Origin of the sequence: Aquabacterium olei (assembly GCF_003100395.1) — a bacterium.
Taxonomy (GTDB): Bacteria; Pseudomonadota; Gammaproteobacteria; order Burkholderiales; family Burkholderiaceae_C; genus Aquabacterium; species Aquabacterium olei.
Window position 1 is genome coordinate 1,191,700 of record NZ_CP029210.1, and the last position, 22,290, is coordinate 1,213,989.

Annotated in this window: 22 protein-coding genes and 1 tRNA gene; 14 read left to right on the forward strand and 9 right to left on the reverse strand. The window is 65.9% G+C overall.

What is annotated here, in order from left to right; all coding sequences use genetic code 11:
* Positions 1-3: 3 nt before the first annotated feature.
* From DEH84_RS05310 to hisI, 4 genes are all read right to left on the reverse strand, one after another.
* Complete coding sequence (locus DEH84_RS05310; RefSeq protein WP_109035430.1) at positions 4-498, reverse strand: Sec-independent protein translocase subunit TatA/TatB; 495 nt, start codon at positions 496-498, stop codon at positions 4-6.
* Positions 499-549: 51 nt separating this feature from the next.
* Positions 550-777, reverse strand: coding sequence for a Sec-independent protein translocase subunit TatA (tatA, locus tag DEH84_RS05315; protein ID WP_109035432.1), 228 nt, complete (start codon positions 775-777; stop codon positions 550-552).
* Between the two features lie 137 nt (positions 778-914).
* Entirely contained in the window at positions 915-1,295 is a 381-nt protein-coding gene (locus DEH84_RS05320; protein WP_109035434.1) for a phosphoribosyl-ATP diphosphatase, read from the reverse strand.
* Positions 1,296-1,303: 8 nt separating this feature from the next.
* Positions 1,304-1,693 carry a phosphoribosyl-AMP cyclohydrolase gene (gene hisI, locus DEH84_RS05325; protein WP_109035436.1) on the reverse strand — a complete coding sequence of 130 codons (390 nt, stop codon included), beginning with the start codon at positions 1,691-1,693 and terminating at the stop codon, positions 1,304-1,306.
* Positions 1,694-1,781: 88 nt separating this feature from the next.
* Here hisI and pdxA point away from each other — a divergent pair, with 88 nt between their 5' ends.
* Positions 1,782-2,858, forward strand: a complete 1,077-nt coding sequence (gene pdxA, locus DEH84_RS05330; RefSeq protein ID WP_245932691.1) for a 4-hydroxythreonine-4-phosphate dehydrogenase PdxA — start codon at positions 1,782-1,784, stop codon at positions 2,856-2,858.
* 4 nt (positions 2,859-2,862) lie between these two features.
* On the opposite strand, the gene DEH84_RS05335 is transcribed toward pdxA, so the two are convergent.
* The gene (locus DEH84_RS05335; RefSeq protein WP_159098872.1) at positions 2,863-5,370 is read right to left on the reverse strand and encodes a DUF1631 family protein; all 2,508 of its coding nucleotides are present in this window, start codon (positions 5,368-5,370) and stop codon (positions 2,863-2,865) included.
* Positions 5,371-5,692: 322 nt separating this feature from the next.
* Between DEH84_RS05335 and petA the strand changes: the two genes are divergently transcribed.
* The 6 genes from petA (at position 5,693) to DEH84_RS05365 (ending at position 9,959) form a co-directional block, all read left to right on the forward strand.
* Positions 5,693-6,292: a ubiquinol-cytochrome c reductase iron-sulfur subunit gene (gene petA, locus DEH84_RS05340; RefSeq protein ID WP_109035440.1), complete on the forward strand. Its 600-nt coding sequence runs from the start codon at positions 5,693-5,695 to the stop codon at positions 6,290-6,292.
* A 14-nt stretch (positions 6,293-6,306) separates the two neighbouring features.
* Entirely contained in the window at positions 6,307-7,707 is a 1,401-nt protein-coding gene (locus DEH84_RS05345) for a cytochrome b (RefSeq protein ID WP_109035442.1), read from the forward strand.
* Positions 7,708-7,728: 21 nt separating this feature from the next.
* A complete protein-coding gene (locus tag DEH84_RS05350; protein WP_109035444.1) occupies positions 7,729-8,496 on the forward strand; it encodes a cytochrome c1 in 768 nt (255 codons plus the stop codon).
* Positions 8,497-8,624: 128 nt separating this feature from the next.
* Positions 8,625-9,239, forward strand: a complete 615-nt coding sequence (locus tag DEH84_RS05355) for a glutathione S-transferase N-terminal domain-containing protein (RefSeq protein WP_109035446.1) — start codon at positions 8,625-8,627, stop codon at positions 9,237-9,239.
* Between the two features lie 32 nt (positions 9,240-9,271).
* Positions 9,272-9,859 (forward strand): ClpXP protease specificity-enhancing factor, encoded by a 588-nt coding sequence (locus tag DEH84_RS05360; RefSeq protein WP_109035448.1) that lies wholly within the window; start codon positions 9,272-9,274, stop codon positions 9,857-9,859.
* 24 nt (positions 9,860-9,883) lie between these two features.
* Positions 9,884-9,959, forward strand: a tRNA-Thr gene (locus tag DEH84_RS05365).
* Between the two features lie 79 nt (positions 9,960-10,038).
* Here DEH84_RS05365 and DEH84_RS19305 read toward each other — a convergent pair.
* From DEH84_RS19305 to DEH84_RS05385, 4 genes are all read right to left on the reverse strand, one after another.
* Positions 10,039-10,827, reverse strand: a complete 789-nt coding sequence (locus tag DEH84_RS19305; RefSeq protein WP_218929762.1) for a PEP-CTERM sorting domain-containing protein — start codon at positions 10,825-10,827, stop codon at positions 10,039-10,041.
* A 382-nt stretch (positions 10,828-11,209) separates the two neighbouring features.
* Positions 11,210-12,634: a TolC family outer membrane protein gene (locus tag DEH84_RS05375; RefSeq protein WP_109035449.1), complete on the reverse strand. Its 1,425-nt coding sequence runs from the start codon at positions 12,632-12,634 to the stop codon at positions 11,210-11,212.
* Positions 12,635-12,674: 40 nt separating this feature from the next.
* On the reverse strand, positions 12,675-13,328 hold the full coding sequence (locus DEH84_RS05380) for a protein-L-isoaspartate O-methyltransferase family protein (RefSeq protein ID WP_109035451.1): 654 nt from the start codon (positions 13,326-13,328) through the stop codon (positions 12,675-12,677).
* Positions 13,329-13,504: 176 nt separating this feature from the next.
* Entirely contained in the window at positions 13,505-14,224 is a 720-nt protein-coding gene (locus tag DEH84_RS05385) for a TetR/AcrR family transcriptional regulator (RefSeq protein ID WP_245932692.1), read from the reverse strand.
* Between the two features lie 117 nt (positions 14,225-14,341).
* Between DEH84_RS05385 and DEH84_RS05390 the strand changes: the two genes are divergently transcribed.
* The 7 genes from DEH84_RS05390 to DEH84_RS05420 all read left to right on the forward strand — a co-directional run bounded on the left by DEH84_RS05390 (position 14,342) and on the right by DEH84_RS05420 (position 22,288).
* A complete protein-coding gene (locus tag DEH84_RS05390; protein WP_109035454.1) occupies positions 14,342-15,259 on the forward strand; it encodes a histone deacetylase family protein in 918 nt (305 codons plus the stop codon).
* 11 nt (positions 15,260-15,270) lie between these two features.
* A complete protein-coding gene (locus DEH84_RS05395) occupies positions 15,271-15,711 on the forward strand; it encodes an acyl-CoA thioesterase (RefSeq protein ID WP_109035456.1) in 441 nt (146 codons plus the stop codon).
* A 181-nt stretch (positions 15,712-15,892) separates the two neighbouring features.
* Complete coding sequence (locus DEH84_RS05400; protein ID WP_109035458.1) at positions 15,893-17,524, forward strand: 3-(methylthio)propionyl-CoA ligase; 1,632 nt, start codon at positions 15,893-15,895, stop codon at positions 17,522-17,524.
* 218 nt (positions 17,525-17,742) lie between these two features.
* On the forward strand, positions 17,743-18,975 hold the full coding sequence (locus tag DEH84_RS05405) for a branched-chain amino acid ABC transporter substrate-binding protein (RefSeq protein WP_109035460.1): 1,233 nt from the start codon (positions 17,743-17,745) through the stop codon (positions 18,973-18,975).
* Positions 18,976-19,142: 167 nt separating this feature from the next.
* Positions 19,143-20,168, forward strand: a complete 1,026-nt coding sequence (locus tag DEH84_RS05410; protein WP_109035462.1) for a branched-chain amino acid ABC transporter permease — start codon at positions 19,143-19,145, stop codon at positions 20,166-20,168.
* Positions 20,169-20,172: 4 nt separating this feature from the next.
* Positions 20,173-21,468, forward strand: a complete 1,296-nt coding sequence (locus DEH84_RS05415) for a branched-chain amino acid ABC transporter permease (protein WP_109035464.1) — start codon at positions 20,173-20,175, stop codon at positions 21,466-21,468.
* Between the two features lie 10 nt (positions 21,469-21,478).
* The gene (locus DEH84_RS05420; protein WP_109035466.1) at positions 21,479-22,288 is read left to right on the forward strand and encodes an ABC transporter ATP-binding protein; all 810 of its coding nucleotides are present in this window, start codon (positions 21,479-21,481) and stop codon (positions 22,286-22,288) included.
* Positions 22,289-22,290: the final 2 nt, after the last annotated feature.

Sequence of the window (22,290 nt, forward strand, 5' to 3'; positions counted from 1 at the left end):
GAATCACGGATGGCGAGAGGCGCCCGAAGCGGGACGGAAGCGCGCCACGCGGGCCGCGCCAGACTGCACGTGACGGCGGACGCCGTGACGCTGCTTGTACCAGAGGGGCGTGGCGCCGCGCTTGAGGCGCCAGTTCTTGCGCACGGGCACCGGGTTGCCGTAGTAGGGCGTGTGCGTCAGGTCGTTGTAGAAGCTGCCACCTGCTGACGATGCTTCGTTGACGTCCTGCCCCGACAGGGCCTGGGTGGCCTCGTTGAGACCTTGCTGAACCTGGCTGCCCAGATCGCGCGCCGCGTCGCTGATGTCGGTCTGCATCTTGCGCAGTTCCTCGACCTCGATGGAGCGGTTGACTTCGCTCTGGACCTGCTGGACGTAGCGCTGCGCCTTGCCGAGCAGCACGCCGACCGTGCGTGCGACACGGGGCAGACGCTCCGGGCCGAGCACGATCAGCGCCACAGCCCCGATCAACGCGATCTTGTCGATGCCGAAATCAATCATGGCGCGGAACCCCGGCCGCCTTCAGCAGGCGGCCACCGCGGGGTGTGAAGATCACGACTTGGTCTTGGCGTCAACGTCGACCGTGTTGGCGTCGGTGCGGTGGGCGCCGGTCACCTGCTGCGGAGGCTGCTCGGGGCTGCCGCCGTCCTTCATGCCGTCCTTGAAGCCCTTCACGGCGGAGCCGAGGTCGCTGCCGACATTCTTGAGTTTCTTGGTGCCAAACACCATCACCACGATCACCAGCACGATCAACCAGTGCCAGATGCTGAATGAACCCATGTTCTCTCTCCAAAGCGGCGTCAGGCCGCAACGACTACAGGAAAAATGACGCTCCGCGGCTGAACCGGGGCACCGTACATGCGCGAATGGTAGACCTGCAGGCTGTCAACTGTATGACGACAGCACCTCAGCATCACTCACACCACAGGTTTGTTGGCGGGAGCCGACCGCCGCGCGAACTCTTCCAGGCCGGAAAGCCCTTCGCGCCGCGCCAGCTCGGCCACCACATCCTGCGGGCCGAGTCCGAGGTGGGCCATCGCCACCATCGAGTGAAACCACAGGTCGGCCAGCTCACCCACCAACGCCTGGCGTGCCGCGGCCGATTCCGGTGCGGCGGCCAGATCCTTCGCGGCCAGGACGGTTTCGGTGGCTTCCTCACCCACCTTCTTCAAAATGGTGTCGGTGCCCTTGTGAAACAAGCGGGCCACATAACTTTTTTCCGGGTCACCCCCCTTTCGGGAGGCGATCACGTCGGCCACGCGGGCCAGTACGTCGAGGTGGTCGGGGGTGTCGCTCATGGTGGCGCTCACTTGTAAATCTGGCCCGGGTCTTTCAGCACCGGTTCGGTGCTCACCCACTGGCCGTTCTCGTACTTCTGGAAAAAGCAGCTGTGCCGGCCGGTATGGCAGGCGATGCCGGGCTCGTGTCCCAGCTGCGTCACCTGCAGCAGCACCACATCGTTGTCGCAGTCGAGGCGGATCGCGTGCACCTTCTGGATGTGCCCCGATTCCTCGCCCTTGTGCCAGAGCTTGCTTCGTGAGCGGCTGAAATACACCGCTTCACCGAGTTCGGCTGTCTTGGCAAGTGCGTCCCGGTTCATCCAGGCAAACATCAGCACGTCGCCGGTCTGAGCTTCCTGCGCAATCACGGGCACCAGGCCCTTGTCATCCCAACGGATGTCGTCCAACCAATTCATAGGCTGGCAGTGTAGCAATCGCAGGGCCAGCCCTGGGGTTTCCCCGCTGACAATATCGTGTGTCATCCACCTTTGCTCAAACTGCGCCATGACCACCTCCCCGCACTCCGCTTCTCCCGACGCCGGGACACCCGTGCATCTGGCCATCACGATGGGGGACGCCTGTGGGATCGGACCGGAGATCATCGCGCGCTGGTGGGTCGACCAGGTTCGGCCCTCGGCGGTCGTGATCGGGGATCCGGCCGTGATGACGCGGGCGATCGGCTGGGTGGCGCCGGGCCGCGTGGCGGTACAGGCCTTGTCCTCGCCGCACGAGGCGTGGGCCTTGCCGGCCGGCACGATGGGCGTCTGGGCGCCGCCCGGCATGCCGGCCGACCTGGTGGCTGCGCCCGTCGGGCAGGTTGACGAGCGGGCAGGGCGGGCGGCGGCCGCGTGCATCCGTGAGGCCGTTCGCCTGGCGCGAAGCGGGGAAGTCGACGCGATCGTGACCGCGCCGCTGCACAAGGAAGCGCTCGCGTTGGCCGGCGAGCCTTACCCGGGCCACACCGAGCTTCTGCAGGCGGAGGGTGCGGCGCCGGGAGAGCCGCCGGCGCCCGTCCGCATGATGCTGGCCAATGACCAGCTCAAGACCGTGCTGGTCACCATTCATGTGGCCCTGCGCCGCGCCATCGAACAGGTGACGCTGCCTGCGGTGCTCGAGACCCTGCGCATCACCCACCGGGCCGCGGCCACCTGGGGTGTGGCGTCGCCCCGCATCGCTGTGGCCGGGTTGAACCCGCACGCGGGCGAGGGCGGCCTGTTCGGCGACGAAGAACTCACCATCATCGGTCCGGCCATCGAGGCAGCCCGGGCCGAGGGCATCGACGCGCATGGGCCGGTCGCACCCGACACCGTCTTCATGCGTGCCCGCCACGATCCCCCGGCCCATCCGGGTGAGTTCGACGTGGTGGTCGCGATGTACCACGACCAGGGCCTGATTCCGGTCAAGTACATGGGGCTCGATCAGGGCGTGAACGTGACACTGGGGCTGCCTTTCGTGCGGACCAGCCCGGACCATGGCACCGCCTTCGACATTGCCGGAACGGGGCAGGCCGATGCCAGCAGTTTTGCTCAGGCCGCCGCCATGGCGCGCCGCATGGTGGCCGGCCGAAGGGCCGCGCGCTGAGCCCTCAGGCTGCCGAGCGTCCGCCGGTGCCGAGCGCCGCCAGCTGACGGCGGGCCCGCATCGTGGCGCGTTCGAGCAATTCTGACTGCTCGAAGGCCTTGAAGCGGCCGGTGTCGCACATCTTGGCCAGTGTGCGCGCCGTCAGCGAAATGGTCTTCTTGTGCAGATGCCCCTGCGTGAAGATGAAGAACGTGCGGCCGTCGCTCACCCAGGTCAGGCGCACCTTCTTCCACTCGCCCTGCATCAGCATCTGGTAGGCAGTCCCCTTCTGCACATGGTGCACCAGCTGCAGGCCGGCCACCGGCGGCGGCGGGGCGTCGAGGTTGATGTCCACCTCCATCAGCGAAGGGTCCACCTCGCCGGCGGGCTCGTCCAGGTCGATGTCGAGCGGCTCCATCGACACCGACGTCTCCGGCACGAAGCCCGCTTCCTGCACCTCCTCCGGCGTCAGCGCGGAGACCACCGTCAGCACGGGTGGCGACTGCAGGTCTTCGATGGCGGCGGGCAGCGGGTCGTTTGCCGCGTCTTCCCGGCTGGGGATGTCGATGCGCTCGACCTTGTTGAGTTGCTGCTCCAGCAGGCGTTGCGTCAGATCGTGGTGCGGCGCCTGCTTCAGGCATTCCGCGTGCGCCGGCAGCAGTTGCGAGAAAAATGCCTGCTTCGCTTCCTCCGGCCACTGGATCAGCGCCAGGCCCTCGTTGAGGTCCTTCATCAGCTGGGGCAGCGTCATCAGGAAGGCCTTGCGCAGGGCAGGTGAGCCCTTGGGCTGCACACTCAGCGCCAGGTCGTGGCCCGCCTTGCGCATCCGGGCGGCAAATGCCGACTGCGTGCCGTCGCGGGCCGAAGCCATCACCTGCACCTGGCTCCAGATCTGCGTCAGGAAGTCGCGCACGAAGTCCGGCATCGACACGTCGGCCAGTTCCCGCCGCAGCAAGTGCATGTAGCGTTGCTGCACGCGCAGGTCGGCCTCCTTGCCGCTCAGCAGCGCCTGAACAGCCGCATTCTCGGCAGATTCGCGGGCGTTGCTCGACTCGATGTGCCGCTCCAGCTCCGACAGCTTCGCTTCGTAAAGCGCCATGTTGTCGAAGTCGCCGTCCACGATGTCGTTGACCAGCGCCGTGACCTGCTCCAGACAGGATTTGCCGGGGCCGGCCTCCAGCGTGTCATAGGCGACCGACAGCGTGGCAATGCGGTTCACGAAGCGCCGCACCGGGTGCTTGCGCGAATGGAAGAAGCCCATGTCGGCCAGCGCGACGCGAAGCACGGGCATTTGCAGCCGGGCAATCTGGCGCGCCATTTCGGGCGCCACCTTCGGGTCGGACAGCACCTGATCGAACAGCGCGGCCACGATGTCGATGACCATCTGGTCCAGCGCGGCCCCGCCGCTGGTGCGGATCAGTTCATCGCGGTGGGCGCGGATGAGGTTGGCGGCCATGAGCCGGCCGGCAAAGCCGGGCGCGGTACCGGCGTCGCCGCCATCCGGCTCGTGCGGTGCCAGGGCATCGGACCACGACGGCCCCGCCGCCTGACGGTTGATGCGTTGCAACAACGCCTGAAAGTCGGAAGAGGCCGGTGCCAGCTGGCCGGGATGAGCGCCCCCGCCCGCGGCCTGGGCGCGCAGGCGCATCGGCGGCAGCGATTCCTCGGCCGGGGCCGGCATCGTGACGCCGAACATGTGGCTCAGTGCATGGGCTGCCCGCAGGTGCGCCTCGGAGGGCAGGCTGGCCGCACCGCGCCAGGCCGGGCTTTCGTCATGGCGCCCGCCCTCGTCGGTCAGAGGGCCGCCGAGACTGGACGGGCGGGTGCTCAGAGGCGTCTGCCCGCTGGCCAGCCCCCCGCCACTCAGCGAGCCGGGCCCCGTGCTGGCACGGCTGCGTTGCACCGTCATCGCCTGCGGGCGGATGCCATGTGACCGCAGGTGCGCAATGATCTGCTGATAACAGGGGCCGAGCAGGGGCCCCAGAACCCGGCCCAGGTGGAGGCCCAGCAACTGCGCCACCTCGGCATCGCCCTCGACTTCTGCGACGGCCTCCAGCAGGGCGTCTGCCAGCCGCGCGGGGCGCAGCGCATGCCGCTCCAACTGGTTGGCCGCCAGCAGCGTCGCAAGGTGGTTATCAAGTTCCGCCAGCACCTCCTGGCACTCGCTGGCGAGCGACTGACCCAGCCGCTCCGCGTGAACGCCGCGCTCCACCTCGGCGTTGTCAACGAGGGTCAGAGCAGTCCAGTCCGCGTCGCGTGTCAGGCGGATCGGGGCGCCATGGCCATCATCGCGACCGCCAAACGTCTTCTGAAGGCGGGCAATCAGGGCCCGGGTAAACGCCTGGTTGAGTCGAGGTGTCTGGCGCCGCAGCACGCCGTCGACGTTCATCAGCAACTGGCGCTGCAGGTTGCTGGTGGCGGCCATCGCCAACGGGCCGGTCTGCAGCGCCAGGCGATCGAGCGCGTCCGACACCGCCGCCTGCACTCGGCTGGCGGCGGCCTGGACGATCGCGTCGTTTCGCGGGTCGGTCACGGGGGCGCTTCCTCTTACATGGGCTGACCAGCCAGGGATGCCGGTGGCATCGACGGCACTCGGTACGAGCTTATCGGCCGCGATGCCGCAGCCTTGTGTCTATTTTGCAAATTGTCACCAGTCTCACGGCGGCATACAGTCGTCCAAACGGCTCTTTCCGGATCGCGGACGCGGCGCCGCGGGCGGCCCTGTGGTGCAAATGACGCACATTGATCCAGACCAGAGTCTCAGCACGGCGGGCAGCGATGCGCCAGGAAGGCAGTGCGCGTCCGTTAGAATGCGCGGTTGACCCCATTCAATGTCATCGTCCTCAAGGAAAACCATGAGCAATCAGCCAGTGGACCAAAGCCGTCGGACCTGGGTGACCATGGCCTGCGCCGCCGGTGGCGTGGGCGGCGTGGCCACAGCCATCCCCTTCGTTTCGACCTTCCAACCTTCCGAACGTGCGCGTGCTGCCGGCGCGGCCGTCGAGGCTGATATCAGCGCCCTCAAGCCGGGTGAGATGATGACGGTCGAGTGGCGCGGCAAGCCCGTGTGGATCATGAAGCGCACGCCCGAGCAGCTTGCCGCACTCAAGAAGATCGATCCGCAGCTGGCTGATCCGAATTCCGAACGCAAGCCGGCCGAACTCACCCCCGAGTACTGCCGCAACACCCATCGCTCGATCAAGCCCGAACTGCTGGTGGCGGTCGGCATCTGCACCCACCTCGGGTGCTCGCCCTCCACCAAGTTCCAGTCCGGTCCGCAGGCGTCGCTGCCGGACGACTGGCCGGGTGGCTTCCTGTGCCCCTGCCACGGCTCGACTTTCGACCTGGCCGGCCGCGTCTTCAAGAACAAGCCCGCTCCGGACAACCTGGAGATCCCGCCCCACATGTACCTGTCCGACAGCAAGCTGCTGATCGGTGAAGACAAGAAGGCCTGATCGGAGACCCCACGATGGCTGAAATGAAACAAGCCCCCGCCGGCGCTGGCGCCGGTGAAAAGCTCCTCACCTGGGTGGACAACCGGTTCCCGGCCACCAAGCTCTGGAACGAGCACGTCGGCGAGTACTACGCGCCGAAGAACTTCAACTTCTGGTATTTCTTCGGCTCGCTGGCGCTGCTGGTGCTGGTGATCCAGATCGTGACCGGCATCTTCCTGGTCATGAACTACAAGCCGGATGCCGAACTGGCCTTCGCCTCGGTCGAGTACATCATGCGCGATGTGCCCTGGGGCTGGCTGATCCGCTACATGCACTCGACCGGCGCCTCGGCGTTCTTCGTGGTGGTGTACCTGCACATGTACCGTGGCCTGATCTACGGTTCGTACCGCACCCCGCGTGAACTGGTCTGGATCTTCGGCTGCCTGATCTTCCTGGCGCTGATGGCCGAAGCCTTCATGGGCTACCTGCTGCCCTGGGGCCAGATGTCGTACTGGGGCGCCCAGGTGATCATCAACCTGTTTGCCGCCATCCCGTTCGTCGGTCCTGACCTGGCCATCCTGATCCGCGGCGACTACGTCGTGGGCGATGCCACGCTGAACCGCTTCTTCTCGCTGCACGTGATCGCTGTGCCGCTGGTCCTGCTGGGCCTGGTGGTCGCGCACATCATCGCGCTGCACGAAGTGGGCTCGAACAACCCGGACGGCGTCGAGATCAAGGCCAAGAAGGACGCCAACGGCAAGCCGCTGGATGGCATTCCCTTCCACCCGTACTACTCGGTGCACGACCTGCTGGGCGTGGGCGGTTTCCTCATCGTGTTCACGGCCGTGATCTTCTTCATGCCGGAGTTCGGTGGTTACTTCCTCGAGTACAACAACTTCATCCCGGCCGACCCGTTCAAGACCCCGCCGCACATTGCGCCGGTCTGGTACTTCACGCCGTTCTACTCGATGCTGCGTGCCACGACTGACCTGATGGTCAACGTGCTGGCCATCATCATCGCGCTGGGCGCCGTGCTGAACCTGGTCAAGGGCAAGGGCGACGGCAAGGCCAAGGTCGCCGGTCTGGTGATCGCAGCCGTGGTGATCGGTCTGCTCAAGACCTTCGAAGCCAAGTTCTGGGGCGTGGCCGTGATGGGCGGCGCCGTGGTGATCCTGGCCGGTCTGCCCTGGTTCGACAAGAGCCCGGTGAAGTCCATCCGCTACCGTCCGGGCTGGCACAAGATCGTCTACGCGGTCTTCGTCGTCAACTTCGTGATCCTGGGCTACCTGGGCGTGCAGCCGCCGTCGCCCACGGGTGAACTGGTGTCGCAGGTCGGCACGCTGCTCTACTTCGGTTTCTTCGTGCTGATGCCGTGGTGGAGCCAGCTGGGTACCTTCAAGACGGTGCCCGAGCGCGTCACCTTCACGCCCCACTGACCGACGCAGGAAAGAACAACCATGAAAAAACTGCTTGCCTCTTTGCTGGCCGCCTTCGCCCTGGTGACGGGTGCGCAGGCCTCGGGCGGTGACCTGGTCCTCGACAAGTTCCCCAAGGAGCGCGTGACCGACCTGGCCGCCCTGCAGAACGGCGCCAAGATCTTCGTCAACTACTGCCTGAACTGTCACGCAGCGGCCTTCATGCGCTTCAACCGCCTGAAGGACATCGGCCTGACCGAACAGCAGATCAAGGACAACCTTCTGTTCCCGACCGACAAGGTGGGTGACGTGATGAAGGTGTCCCTGAACCCGCGCGATGCCAAGGAATGGTTCGGCGCCGTGCCGCCGGACCTGACCCTGGTGGCCCGTTCGCGTGCCAGCCATTCCGGCACCGGTGCAGACTACCTGTACACCTACCTGCGCACTTTCTACCGCGACGACACCCGTCCGACCGGCTGGAACAACCTGACCTTCCCGAACGTCGGCATGCCGCACGTGCTGTGGGAACTGCAGGGCGTGCGTGAAGCCAAGTTCGTGACCGAGCCGGATCCGCATGCTGCGGGCAAGACCGTGCACCGTTTCGACGGCTTCGAGCAGGTCACGCAGGGCAAGCTGTCGCCGCAGGAGTTCGACAGCGCCATGGCCGACCTGGTGGCCTACCTGCAGTGGATGGCCGAACCCATGCAGACTCAGCGCACCCGCATCGGCGTGGGCGTGCTGATCTTCCTGGCGATCTTCACCTTCATTGCCTGGCGCCTGAATGCCGCGTACTGGAAAGACGTGAAGTAAACGCGCGACGCGGTCTCGCCCCTGGGTGAGCCCGTCACCGGCGCAGTGGCCTTGAAAAGGGTCACTGCGCTTCGTTGTTTTGTGGCGCAACGCGCCACCTGCCTCTTTTGACCTTAGGAGCCGCCGCCATGATGGTGCTGTATTCCGGAACGACCTGCCCCTACTCGCACCGTTGCCGTTTCGTCCTGTTTGAAAAAGGCATGGATTTCGAGATCCGTGACGTCGACATCTTCGCCAAGCCCGAAGACATCGCCCTGATGAACCCGTACAACGAGGTGCCCATCCTGGTGGAGCGCGACCTCATCCTGTACGAGTCGCACATCATCAACGAGTACATCGACGAGCGCTTCCCGCACCCGCAGCTGATGCCCGGTGACCCGGTGGCCCGTGCCCGCGTGCGTCTGTTCCTGCTGAATTTCGAGAAGGAGCTGTTCGCTCACGTCAACCTGCTCGAAGGCCGTGGTGGCGTCAAGGCCAATGACAAGCAGCTCGAGAAGGCCCGCTCGCAGATCCGCGATCGCCTGACCCAGCTCGCTCCCATCTTCCTGAAGAACAAGTACATGCTGGGCGACGACTTTTCGATGCTCGACGTGGCCATCGCCCCGCTGCTGTGGCGCCTTGACTATTACGGGATCGAGCTGTCGAAGAACGCGCTGCCGCTGTTGAAGTATGCTGAGCGCATCTTCTCGCGCCCGGCCTACATCGAGGCGCTGACGCCTTCCGAAAAGGTCATGCGCAAGTGATCACCCCGTGACCGCCCAGGATCAGAACGAGCATGTCCACTGAACAAGAAGCACAGGGTTCGTCCACGCGGCCCTATCTGATCCGTGCGTTGCACGACTGGTGCACCGACAACGGGTTCACGCCCTATCTCGCGGTGTACGTGGACCGGTCCGTTCAGGTCCCGCAGGAGTACGTCAAGAACAACGAGATCGTGCTGAACGTCAGCTTCGAGGCCACCAGCCAGCTGCAGTTGGGCAACGAGTTCATCGAGTTCAAGGCGCGCTTCGGCGGCGTGGCACGCGACATCGCCGTGCCAGTGGACCACGTGATTGCCATCTACGCCCGCGAGAACGGGCAGGGCATGGCGTTTCCGGTGCCGACGTCGCTGGGTGGTGAAGGGCAAGACGCCCCGCCCTCGACCGGGACGGTGGTGGATGGCGTGCACGAGGGGGTGGATCGCGCCCCGGCCACCAAGGAAGAGGCCACGGAGCGGCCGCCCGCCTTGCGCCTGGCCCGGACTCCGAAGCCGGCCAAGAGTCGACCGGTCGAGCCTGTGGCCGTGGTCGACAAGGGCAGCGAGGACCCGCCACCCGAGCCCCCGGGTGGTGGTGCCCGACCCACACTGCGTCGGGTGAAGTGATCCGCTGTGTAGAATAAAGATGTCGCCGGCTTAGCTCAGTTGGTAGAGCAACCGCCTTGTAAGCGGTAGGTCGTCAGTTCGAATCCGACAGCCGGCACCAGACAAAAAAGAGGCCCCTTGCGGGGCCTCTTTTGTTTTGGCCTGATTGCAGCGCGAGATGCACTGCAACCCGGTCAAGCTCAGGCGGCCTTGCGGCGGCGAGCCATGAAGCCAGCCACGCCCAGACCGGTCAGCATCAGGGCGACCGACGAAGGTTCCGGCACGGCCGTCACTTCGATGGTCGACACGATCGAACCGTAGTTGGTGATGCCTTCCAGTGCGCTGATGCCGGGAGCCAGCAGGCCCAGCGACTGAGCGAACGTGTTGAAGGCCGTGCCGCCGATGCCGCCGGCGATGGTCAGGCCGCTCAGCGTGTTCGTCAGGGTGCCAGCACGCACCGTGGTGTCGCCGGTGATGGTGGCGAAGTCCCACAGGTAGAAGTTGGTCAGCGAGCCGACGCCGTTGCCACCCACGATGTCCACGTAGACGCGCTTGGTCGCCAGGTCAGCGTGGATGTTGGTCACCGACAGCGAGCCGCCGCTGGAAGCCAGGTTGTCCTCGCCGTCGATCACGCCTTCCACGGTCATGTTGGCGCCGCCAGCGGTGTAGGCGTCCGTCACGTTGCCGCCGCTCACGGCCAGACCGGTGATCGGGGCGGTGAAGGTCGGGCGGTTGCCTTCGGTGTTCTGATAGCGGCCGGTGGCGGTCGTCTTCAGCACGGCGGTGGCAGGAGCGGCCTCAGACAGCTTGATCTGGCCGGTGTTGATGGCCGTGACCAGCGAGCGGTCGAACGTCAGCGTGCCAGTGCCGCCAACCAGGGTGAAGCCATCGATGCTCCCACCGACGCTGACGTTGGCCGGCGCTGCCGAAGCCACGCCCATGGCGATGAAGGAGGCGGTGGCAATGATGCTCTTCAATGCGAGTTTCATGAGTATCCCCATTTGTGTTGCGGCACTTGCGGGTTCAAAGCAACGTCAGGCGGCCGCTTGGGCCTCACGCCGGCCCCTGCAAACTGCAGAGGCGAACGTAGGGTAATGGCCGTTACCGAGGCGCGCCGTGAGTTTTTGTGTGCGGTCCGTCACGACCTCACTCGGTGTGGGTGGGGACAAAGGGCGACAGACACGAGGGAAGTGAGTCGACCCGCTGCGTGGCACGTCAGGGCAAACCCGAGAGGTGTTTCTGACACGCAGGTTGCATGTGGTTACGGGAACCCCCTTGATCAGGTGGGATCGTCAGAGCGCTCCAGAAAAAGAAAAGGGCCCTGGCGGGCCCTTCGTTTCTTGCATTCGGTTCAGCAGGTGCCTGGAGCGCTCACCGCGACGCGGGTGCGGCGGTCAGCAGCCGCTCGAGTTGCGCCACATCCTCGGCGCTCAGCGTGCCGGCAGCCTGACGCAGGCGGATGCTGCCAACAATGACGTCATAGCGTGCCTTATAGAGGTCCTTCTGGGTACTTGCCAGGGCGGTCTGGGCATCCAGCACATCCTTGTTGATGCGCACGCCGACGCGGTAGCCCAGTTGCGTGGCCTCCAGGGCGAGCTTGGCCGAGGCCTCGGCGGCCTCGTAGGCCTTCACCTGAGCCAGGCCGGACATCACGCCGGTGAAGGCCTGACGGGTGGAGAGCGCCACACTCCGGCGAGCGTTGTCGACGTCCCGCTCAGACTTCTCCTGCAGCGACAGGGCCTCCTTCACACGGTTCTCGACGGCAAAGCCGGCAAACAGGGGCATGTTCACTTCGAGGCCCACCGTGGCCGCGGTCCCTGCGCCCTGGTTGGTCCGGACGAACGCCGAGCTGGCGTCCACCTCGGTCTGCGCGACGGAGGCCGTTGCGGCCACCGTGGGCAGGTGACCGGCCCGTGCGCGGTCGATCTCCAGCCGGGCCACATCCAGCCCCAGTTCCGCCTTGCGCACCAGCGGCGCGCCGCGGCTCTTGTCCACCCACTCGTCGACGTCGCCGGGATGGAGTCGGTCGAGGTTGCCCGGGGCACCCAGGGGATCCGGCTGCACCTGGTTGCGGCCCACGAGCTGGTCCAGTGCGATGCGCTTGACCTGCAGGTCGTTGGTGGCCGCGATTTCCTGGGCCGTCGCCAGGTCGTAGCGGGCCTGTGCCTCGCGTGTGTCGGTGATGGTGGCGTTGCCCACCTCGAAGCTGCGCTTCGCAGCCGCGAGTTGCTCGGCCAGCGCCTTCTTGTTGGCCTGTGTGGTGGTCAGCACGTCCTGGGCGGCCAGCACGTCGAAATAACCCTGCGTGAGCCGCGCGATCAGGTCGTTCTCTGCAGTCTGGAGGTCCGCCATGGCGACCTCCAGCGAGCGTTCTGCCTGCCCGATCTGGGCGTTGTCCTGGGCGTTGTAGAGCGGCTGGCGCGCCTGCAAGCCCACGCGGCGGCTGGTGTAGTTCGCATTGTTGCTGCGCTGACCGAGCGCCGCCGTGAGCTGGTTCGGCGGCACCGAGGAATCGAGGTGCGACCGCGTGAGCGCGGCCTGCACACCCACGGTCGGACGCCGCAGCGCGTAGGCCTGCTCGACACGGAACTGCACCGAGTCGGCTTGGGCCTTGGCCGCCAGATAGGCCGCGTCATAACCCCGCGCCGACTGCAGCAGGTCGACCAGATTGTCCGCCTGCGCCCCGGCTGAAACCGCCAGTCCGATCAGGGCGGCCGACACCGTGCGCCGCAGGCCTGGCCTGGAGGCAGGCGCGATCCGACGCGCACGGTGCAGGAAGCGGGCGTGGTGGTACATCTCGGGTGTTCCTCGGCTGGACGCGGCGGTCCGTTGGGTGTCAGAAGTGGAAGCGGCTCGGCTCGGTGAAGCCGGGCAGACGCTGAACGACGGTGTCGAACAGCGCCTGGCGGCTGAACTGGTTGCCTTCGCCGCGAGTGAACAGCGTGGCCTGCATGACCGGCTCGTTGCCGACCACAGCCAGCAGTCGGCCGCCGACCTTCAACTGGTCCAGCAGGCCCTGCGGCACTTCGGGCACCGAGCCGCACAGCAAGATGGCGTCGAAGGGCGCCTGGGCTGCGAGGCCCTGGGTGCCGTCACCCTGCACGACTTCGGCGTTGCTCACGCCAGCCTGGCGCAGGTTGGCGCGTGCGGCCGACACCAGGGCGGCTTCGGCTTCGAGCGCGATGACGCGCTGCGACTTGTGGGCGAGCAGGGCGGTGATGTAGCCGGTGGCCGCGCCGATCTGCAGCACGGTGTCGCGCTTGCTCAGGTTCAGATCCTGAACAAGGCGGGCTTCGACACGGGGCGCCAGCAGGTTGCGACCCTGGCCCAGCGGCAGCTCGACGTCCATGAACGCCTGGCTGCGGTGGGCGGCCGGTACAAAGTCTTCACGGCGAACCATCGACAACAGGCCCAGCACCGACGTGTCCAGGACGTCCCACGGGCGGATCTGTTGCTCGATCATGTTGAAGCGGGCTTGTTCGACGTTCATGCTGGGCATCCTACGAGAGACGGTATGGAAATGAATGGGGGCAAAACCGTGATTCTAAGAAGAGCCGCTGATTCAGGGGGGCGGGGGCGGTGGGACGTGCGTGTCCCGGTTCGATGCAGGTCAGGGCAGAGGGGCCCGGTGGTGTCTCGTCGATGCCACGCCAGCGGGGGGCGGGCTCATGGCCGAGGCGGTGCCGTCAGGCCGTTGAGCAGCAGATCGAGCTGCATGTCGAGGTAGGTCTCGGGCGCCATGTCGGTGAGGCTGCCGGCGCACGGCGCCAAGCTGTGCTGGTGCATGACGAGGAAGTGAACGGGCGCGATCAGGGCCAGCACCGCCATGCGGGTGTCCACCGGGCGGAACTCGCCGCGGTCGATGCCGCGCTGCACGGCGCGACCCAGCAAGCGGTGTGTGGGCTCGATCACGTGGTCGACATAGAACTGGGCGAGTTCAGGGAAGTGCGCCGACTCGGCCATGATGATGGGCACGAGGCCGGAGGCCTTGGCCGATCCGACACGGGCCCACCAGGTGTGAACCAGCAGTCTCAGCAGCGCGGCGGAGTTGCCGTCGAACTGCTCCGTCAGGTCGGTGCCCTCGGCAATCACCTGGACCAGATAGGTGTGGACGACCGCCTTGAAGAGCTCGTCCTTGCTGGCGTAGTACAGGTAGAGCGTGCCCTTGGAGACCCCGGCCAGCCGTGCGACGTCGTCGGTGCGGGTGGCCGCGAGCCCCTTGTCGACGAAGAGCGTGAGGGCGGCTTCCAGCAACTCCTGCGGTCGAGCGGCCTTGCGGCGCTGCCTCAGACGCGGCGCGAGGCTGGCCACTGCTGCCTGGAGCGGGCAGCAGGACTCGGACAGTGAGGTGGCAGCGCGAGGGCGGGAGGATTTGGGCGAAGACACGTCGTTGTGCAACTGACTCGTCGGTCAGTAATGTAGCCCCCGCTGTGTGTCGTGGTCAATCACGGGTCGGGCCCGCAGGTGGCGCCGCACCGGGGCGCCAGCCGCTAAGCTGACGGCATGCTGGCCTTCCACAGTGACCGTTTCGAGCCCGATCTGCCTGTCGGGCACCGCTTTCCGATGCAGAAGTATGGGCTGTTGCGCGAGGCCGTGGCCGACACGCTGCCCGGTGTGCGCCTGCGTGAGGCGGATGCCGCAGGGGATGCGGTGCTCACCCTGGCGCATGACCCGGCTTACGTGCAGGCCGTGGCGACGGGCACGCTGGCACCTGCGGCCATGCGCGAAATCGGCTTTCCCTGGTCGCCGGCGTTGGTGGAGCGTTCGCGTCGGTCGGTGGGGGCCACGTTGGCTGCCGCCGATGCCGCCTGGGCGGAAGGCGTGGGCGTCAACCTGGCCGGGGGCACCCACCACGCCAGCGCGGCCCAGGGCAGCGGCTTCTGCGTGTTCAACGATGTGGCCGTGGCCATCCGGCGGGAGCAGCAACGCCGGCCCGGCGTGCGTTGTGCGGTGATCGACCTGGATGTGCACCAGGGCAATGGCACGGCGGCCATCTTTGCCGACGACCCCGCCGTGTTCACGCTCTCGCTGCACGGTGACCGCAACTTTCCGTTCCGCAAGGTGTCGGGCAGCCTCGACGTGCCGTTGCCGGACGGGTGCGATGACGCCCTGTACGGCAGCGCATTGGACGCGGCGCTGGCCCGGCTGGGCGAGGCGCACCATGCCGCGCCTTTCGACCTGCTGTTCTACCTGGCGGGCGCCGACCCGCACGAGGGCGATCGCCTGGGGCGACTCAAGCTCACGGCGGCTGGCCTGCAGTCGCGGGATCGCACCGTGTTCGACTGGGCTGCGGCCCGCGCGCTGCCCGTGGTCATGTGCATGGCCGGCGGCTATGGCCATGACCTGGCGGCCATGGTGGCCGTTCAACGCTGCAGCGTGGCCGAGGCGTTTCACGCATGGCAGGCGCGTGTCCGGGTGTGAATAATGGCCGCATGGAACGACCGCAAGCCCAGCCGCGCAGTGCGTATGCACACTTCCAGGCCATCACCACCCGCTGGATGGACAACGACGTGTACGGCCACGTCAACAACGTCACCTACTACAGCTACTTCGACACGGCGGTGAACCGCTACCTGATCGAGGCGGGCGTCCTCGACATTCACGCGGGCGAGGTGATCGGGCTCGTCATTGAAACCCACTGCAATTACTTTGCGCCGCTCGCGTTTCCGAAGAACGTGGAGGCGGGCATCCGCGTCGCGCACATCGGCAAGAGCAGCGTGCGCTATGAAATCGGCCTGTTCGAAGAAGGGCAGTCGGGCGCCGCGGCGTGTGGCCATTTCGTGCACGTGTATGTGGACCGGGTCACCCGCCGTCCCGTGCCTTTGCCGGAAGCGTTCGTGGTCGCGCTGCGCGCGCTGCAGGTGCCGGCCTGAGTCGAAGCGTGATGCCGCGCCCGCGCCACGTCCGCGGGTACTCCCTGAGGCTCGCGGACGACACTCCCGGTACAAACTTTCCTATGATTGCCCAAATCTGAGGGCAACCGTTTTCAGATCAAAAACCGCACCGCGCTCCGAATCCCGGGGCGCGTTTTCTGTACTGCCGGAGGTCAATTCCATGAGCCTGATGGGCCAAATGATGCACATGCCCCTGATGATCTCGTCGCTGCTCGCGCATGCGGCGAAGCACAACGGGGACATCGAGATCGTCTCCAAGCGCGTCGAGGGCGACATCCATCGCACGACGTGGGCCGAGGTCGACCTGCGCTCGCGCAAGCTGGCCCAGGCGCTGGACCGTCTCGGCGTCGAGCCGGGTGACCGCGTCGGCACCCTGGCCTGGAACGGCTACCGGCATCTCGAGATCTATTACGGCGTCTCGGGCTCGCAGCGTGTGTGCCACACGATCAACCCGCGGCTGTTCCCGCAGCAGGTCGCGTGGATCGCCAACGACGCGCAGGACAAGGTCATCTTCGTCGACCTGAACATCTTCCCGCTGGTCGAGAAGCTCGCGCCGTCGCTGCCTTCGTTGAAGCACGTCGTGCTGATGTGCGACCGCAGCAACATGCCGCGCGAGTCGGCACTGCCCAGCCTGCTGTGCTACGAGGACCTGCTGGCCGCCGAGGACGGCCGCTACACGTGGCCGACGTTCGATGAGAACACCGCGGCCAGCATCTGCTACACCTCGGGCACCACGGGCAACCCGAAGGGCGCGGTCTATTCGCACCGCTCCACCGTGCTGCATGCCTACGCGGCCGCACTGCCCGATGCCATGGGTGTCTCGAGCGCCGACACGGTGCTGCCGGTGGTGCCGATGTTCCACGTCAACGCGTGGGGTCTGCCGTACTCGGCCGCGCTGATTGGCTGTCGCCTCGTCTTCCCTGGGCACCACCTGGATGGCGGCTCGCTGTACGACCTGTTCGAGAAGGAGCGCGTGACCTTCTCGGCCGGTGTGCCGACGATCTGGCTGGGCCTGATCAACCATGTCAAGCAGCACAACCTGACGTTCAGCACCTTCAAGCGCACGGTGATCGGTGGCTCGGCCTGCCCGCCCGCCATGATCAAGACGCTGCAGGACGACTTTGGCGTCGAGGTGATCCATGCCTGGGGCATGACCGAGCTGTCGCCGCTGGGCACGCTCAGCCGGCTCAAGGCCAAGCACGCCGACCTGCCCAAGGAGGACAAGGAAAAGATCCTCGCCAAGCAGGGCAAGGGCATCTACGGCATCGACATGCGGATCGTGGACGCCGAAGGCAAGGAACTGCCCTGGGACGGCAAGGCGGCCGGCGACCTGGAGGTGCGCGGCCACTGGGTGGTGAGCGGCTATTTCAACATCGACAAGTCGCCGCTGCATGAGGGCTGGTTCCCCACCGGCGACGTGGCCACCATCGACCCGGACGGCTACATGCAGATCACCGACCGCTCGAAGGACGTGATCAAGTCCGGCGGCGAGTGGATCAGCTCCATCGACCTGGAGAACGTGCTGATGGCCCACCCGGCCGTGCACGAGGCCGCGGCCATTGCCTGCGCGCACCCCAAGTGGGACGAGCGCCCGCTGATGGTGGTGGTGAAGAAGCCGGGCGCCGAAGTGGCCAAGGAGGAGCTCATCGCCTTCTTCAAGGGCAAGATTCCAAACTGGCAGACGCCCGATGACATCGTGTTCGTCGAGGAGATTCCGCACACCGCCACGGGCAAGATCTCGAAGCTGCAGCTGCGCGACCGCTTCAAGGAGCACAAGCTTCCGACCGCATGAACAGGTCGATGACCGGCTCGTGACACAAGGCGCCATTTGGCGCCTTTTTTCATTTGTACGGGTATGTCCCCGATGTCCCGTGGGTGGCGCGAGACACCCGGTGGCATCGGACATCAGGCAAAACGCTGAGCTTGCGGGACTTCCCTGAGGCACCCCGTAAATGAGGGACTTAAATTGTGACGGAAGCCCAATCCATCACGCTTGAAGAGGAGCCTGCAATGACGTTCAAAGTTCGTGCCCTGACCGTGCTCGTGACCGCATCCCTGGCTGCGGGTGCCGCGCTGGCCCAGAAGGGAGAGACGGTCAAGGTTGCCTGGATCGACCCGCTCTCCGGCCTGATGGCCAGCGTGGGCCAGAACCAGCTCAAGAGCTTTCAGTTCGTGGCAGAAAAGATCAGCGCCAGCAACCCCGCCGGCGTGAAGTTCGAGATCATCAGCATCGACAACAAGCTGAGCCCTGCTGAAACGCTCAACGCCCTGAAGTCGGCGGCCGACCAGGGTGTGCGCTACGTGGTTCAAGGCCTGGGCTCGGGCGCTGCCACGGCCCTGGTCGATGGCATCAACAAGCACAACGAACGCAATCCCGGCAAGGAGATCGTGTTCCTGAACTACGCGGCGGTCGACCCCGACCTGACCAACAGCAAGTGCAGCTTCTGGCACTTCCGTCTGGACGCCGACACCTCGATGAAGATGGAGGCCATGACCACCTTCATCAAGGAGCAGGCCGATGTCAAGAAGGTCTACCTGATCAACCAGAACTACGCGCACGGGCAGCAGGTGTCGAAGTTCGCCAAGGCCACGCTGCAGCGTAAGCGCCCTGACATCCAGATCGTGGGCGACGACATGCACCCGCTGGCCCAGGTGCGCGACTTCACGCCGTATGTCGCCAAGATCAAGGCGTCGGGTGCCGACACCGTGATCACCGGCAACTGGGGCTCCGACCTGGCCCTGCTGGTGAAGGCAGCCAACGATGCCGGCCTGACCGCCAAGTTCTACACCTACTACGCCAACTTCGGCGGCACACCGACCGCGCTGGGTACGGCCGCCGATGGCCGCGTCTACCAGGTGGGCTACGGTCACTACAACATGGGCGGCCTCTACGGCAACCTGATCGCGGACTTCAAGAAGCGCTTCAACGACGATTACTACTCGGGCGCCACGTACCACGCGCTGCACCTGCTGTCGCTCGGCATGGCGCAGGCCAAGTCCACTGACCCGGTGAAGGTGGCGGCCGCGATGGAGGGCATGAAGTTCAAGAGCTTCAACGGCGATGTCGAGATGCGCAAGTCCGACCACCAGCTGCAGCAGCCGCTGTACATCGCCCGCTGGCAGAAGCTCGATGCGAAGAACACCTACAACGTCGAGAGCACCGGCATGACCTTCTCGCCCGTGAAGTCGTTCGACGCGTTCGTGTCCAGCACACCGACGTCGTGCCAGATGAAGCGCCCCTGATGCGCTGAGGCTCGCCCGGCCGGGTCGGCCGGCGTGAGCCACCCAAAGGCCGTCGCCCCCGGCGGCCTGCTTTCCCGATGTGCCAGTGCGGTCCGCCACAAGCGGGCCGCTCAGGCCGGTTGCGCCACGCCGTACCGGCCCGGGTCTTTCAACGCGCACGCGCCACCATGGAAACCTTCTTCGTCTTCTTCCTGAACGGCATCAGCTACGGGCTGCTGCTGTTCATGCTCAGCTCCGGGCTGACGCTGATCTTCAGCATGATGGGTGTGCTCAATTTCGCGCACGCCAGCTTTTACATGATCGGGGCCTACCTGGCCTACACGCTCACCGGACTGGTGGGCTTCTTTCCGGCCTTGATCCTGGCGCCCCTTCTGGTAGGCGCCATGGGTGCGTTCTTCGAACGCTTCAGCCTGCGCAAGGTGCACCAGTACGGCCACGTGCCCGAGCTGCTCATCACCTTCGGGCTGTCGTATGTGGTGCTCGAGGTGGTCCGCCTGATCTGGGGGCCGGCCAACGTCGACTACCGCGTGCCTGAATCACTCAGCGGGCCACTGTTCACGCTGGCCAATGTGCAGGGTGAGGGGCTGCGCTGGCTGGCCGGCGCGGGCGACCCGTCGGTGTGCGGCCCGGCCACGGGCAACAGCTGCACGCAGTTCCCGCTGTACCGGGGCTTCATGGCCCTCGTGGCGCTGTTCATGCTCGGCTCGCTGTGGTTGCTGCTGACGCGCACGCGGGTCGGTCTCATCATCCAGGCCGCGCTGACTCACCCGGACATGGCCCAGGCCCTGGGCCACAACGTGCCCCGCGTGATGATGGGTGTGTTCGGTGGCGGCTGTGCACTGGCCGGTCTGGCGGGCGTGATCGGCGGCAACGCCTTCGTGACCGAGCCCAACATGGCCGCATCCGTGGGCGCCATCATCTTCGTGGTGGTGGTGGTCGGCGGCATGGGCTCGCTGGCCGGCGCTTTCCTGGCCTCGCTGCTGATCGGCCTGATCCAGACCTTTGCTGTCGTCATCGACGTGTCGGTGGCGTCGGTGATGCAGAACATGGGCAACCCGGTCGACTTCGAGCACTGGGCCTATCCGCTGTTGAAGATCACGGTGGCGCAGATGGCGCCGATCCTCCCTTATCTGCTCCTGGTGTTGATGCTGATCCTGCGGCCGAAGGGCCTGCTGGGCACCCGCGAGGAGTGACGCCATGACGACCAAGACAACCTACGATTTCAAACCGGTCAACCTGGGCCGCTGGGTGGTGTGGACGCTGTTTGCGCTCGTCCTTCTGGTGGCGCCCAAGGTGTTCACCAGCAGCCTGTCGATGACCATGCTCACGCAAATGGGCACCGCCATCATCATCTGCCTGTCCTACAACATGCTGCTGGGGCAGGGCGGGATGCTGAGCTTCGGCCATGCGGTCTACAGCGGGCTGGGGGCGTTCGCGTCCATCCACGTGCTCAACAAGGTGGCCGCAGGTTCCTGGGACGTGCCCGTGAGCCTGATCCCGCTGGTCGGTGGTGCGACGGGCCTGCTGATCGCCGCGGTGCTGGGCGCCGTGACGACGAAGAAGTCCGGCACCATCTTCGCCATGATCACGCTGGGCGTGGGCGAACTGGTGTGGTCGATGTCGCTGATGCTGCCGGAGTTCTTCGGTGGTGAGGGCGGCGTGTCGGCCAACCGTGTGGTGGGCGAGCCGGTCATGGGCATCACCTTCGGCCCGCAGATTCAGGTGTACTACCTGATTGCCGTGTACTGCTTCATCTGCACGGCCCTGATGTTTGCCTTCACGCAGACGCCGCTGGGCCGCATGCTGAACGCGGTGCGCGACAACCCGGAGCGCGTGCAGTTCATCGGGTATGACACGCAGCGCGTGCGCTACTTCGCCTTCATGATCGCGGGCTTCTTCGCCGGCATCGGCGGTGGGCTGTATGCGATCAACTTCGAGATCGTGACGGCCGAGGTGGTCGGGGCACATGCATCCGGCGCCTACCTGCTGTTCACTTTCCTGGGTGGGGCGCTGTTCTTCTTCGGCCCGATCATCGGTGGTGTGTTGATGGTGCTGGCGTCGGTGCTGATGTCGGAGCTGACCAAGGCCTGGCTGCTGTACCTCGGACTGATCTTCCTGTTCATGGTGATGTATGCGCCCGGCGGCATCGCGAGCCTGATCCTGATGAACGTGCGGGTGGCGGCCCATGGCCTGCTTCGCAAGCTGTGGACCTCGTACCTGGCGCTGGCCGGTACCGCGCTGGTCGCGATGACGGGCGTTGCGGTGATGGTCGAGATGATCTACCACCTGAAGCTCAATGAGGCCCTCGGCCCCGTGATGCGCTTTGCCGGTGCCGACATCGACACGCACGGCACGGATGCCTGGGTGGGCGCGGCGATGCTGGTGATCACCGGAGCCGGCCTCTTCGAGTTGACCCGGCGGCAGTTTGCGCGGCAGTGGGGACAGATTCAGGAAGAAATCGAACTGGCGCAGCGACGCGCAGAGGGCCACTGAGGATCACACGATGAGCCAAGTCTCCACATCGACGGCGCCGCTGGCGCTGGAACTGCGCGACGTCCGCAAGTCGTTCGGCAAGACCGAGATCATCCGGGGCGCCAACCTGGCCGTGGCGGCCGGGGAACGCGTGGCCCTGATCGGGCCGAACGGCGCGGGCAAGTCGACGCTGTTCAACCTGATCAGCGGCCGCATGGCCCCCACCAGTGGCGAGATCCTGCTCAATGGCCAGGCCATTCAGGGCCACGCGCCGTACGAGATCAACCGCCGCGGGCTCGCTCGCAGCTTCCAGGTTTCCAACCTCTTTCCGCGCCTGAGCGTGTTCGAGAACATCCGCTGTGCGGTGCTCTGGTCCATGGGCGAGCGTTATGCCTTCTGGCGCTTTCTGTCCAACCTCGCCGAGGTGAACCGCCGGGCCGAAGAGGTGCTCGACATGATCCGCCTGCGCCGCAAGCGTGACACCAGCGTGTCGTCGCTGACCTATGCGGAACAGCGTGCGCTCGAGGTCGGCGTGACGATTGCCGGTGGCGGGAACGTCATCCTGCTGGACGAGCCGACCGCTGGCATGAGCAAGTCGGAAACGGCGAACTTCGTGCGCATGATCCGCGAGGTGACGGAGGGCAAGACCTTGCTGACCGTGGAGCACGACATGGGCGTGGTGTTCGGTCTGGCCGACCGGATTGCCGTGCTGGTGTACGGCGAGGTGATTGCCTGCGACACGCCCGAGAAGGTGCGCGCCAACGAGCGCGTGAAGGAAGCCTACCTCGGCTCGGTGCTGGCCGAGAGCCAGGCCGCCGAAGCCCAAACCAGCGGAGCCTGACG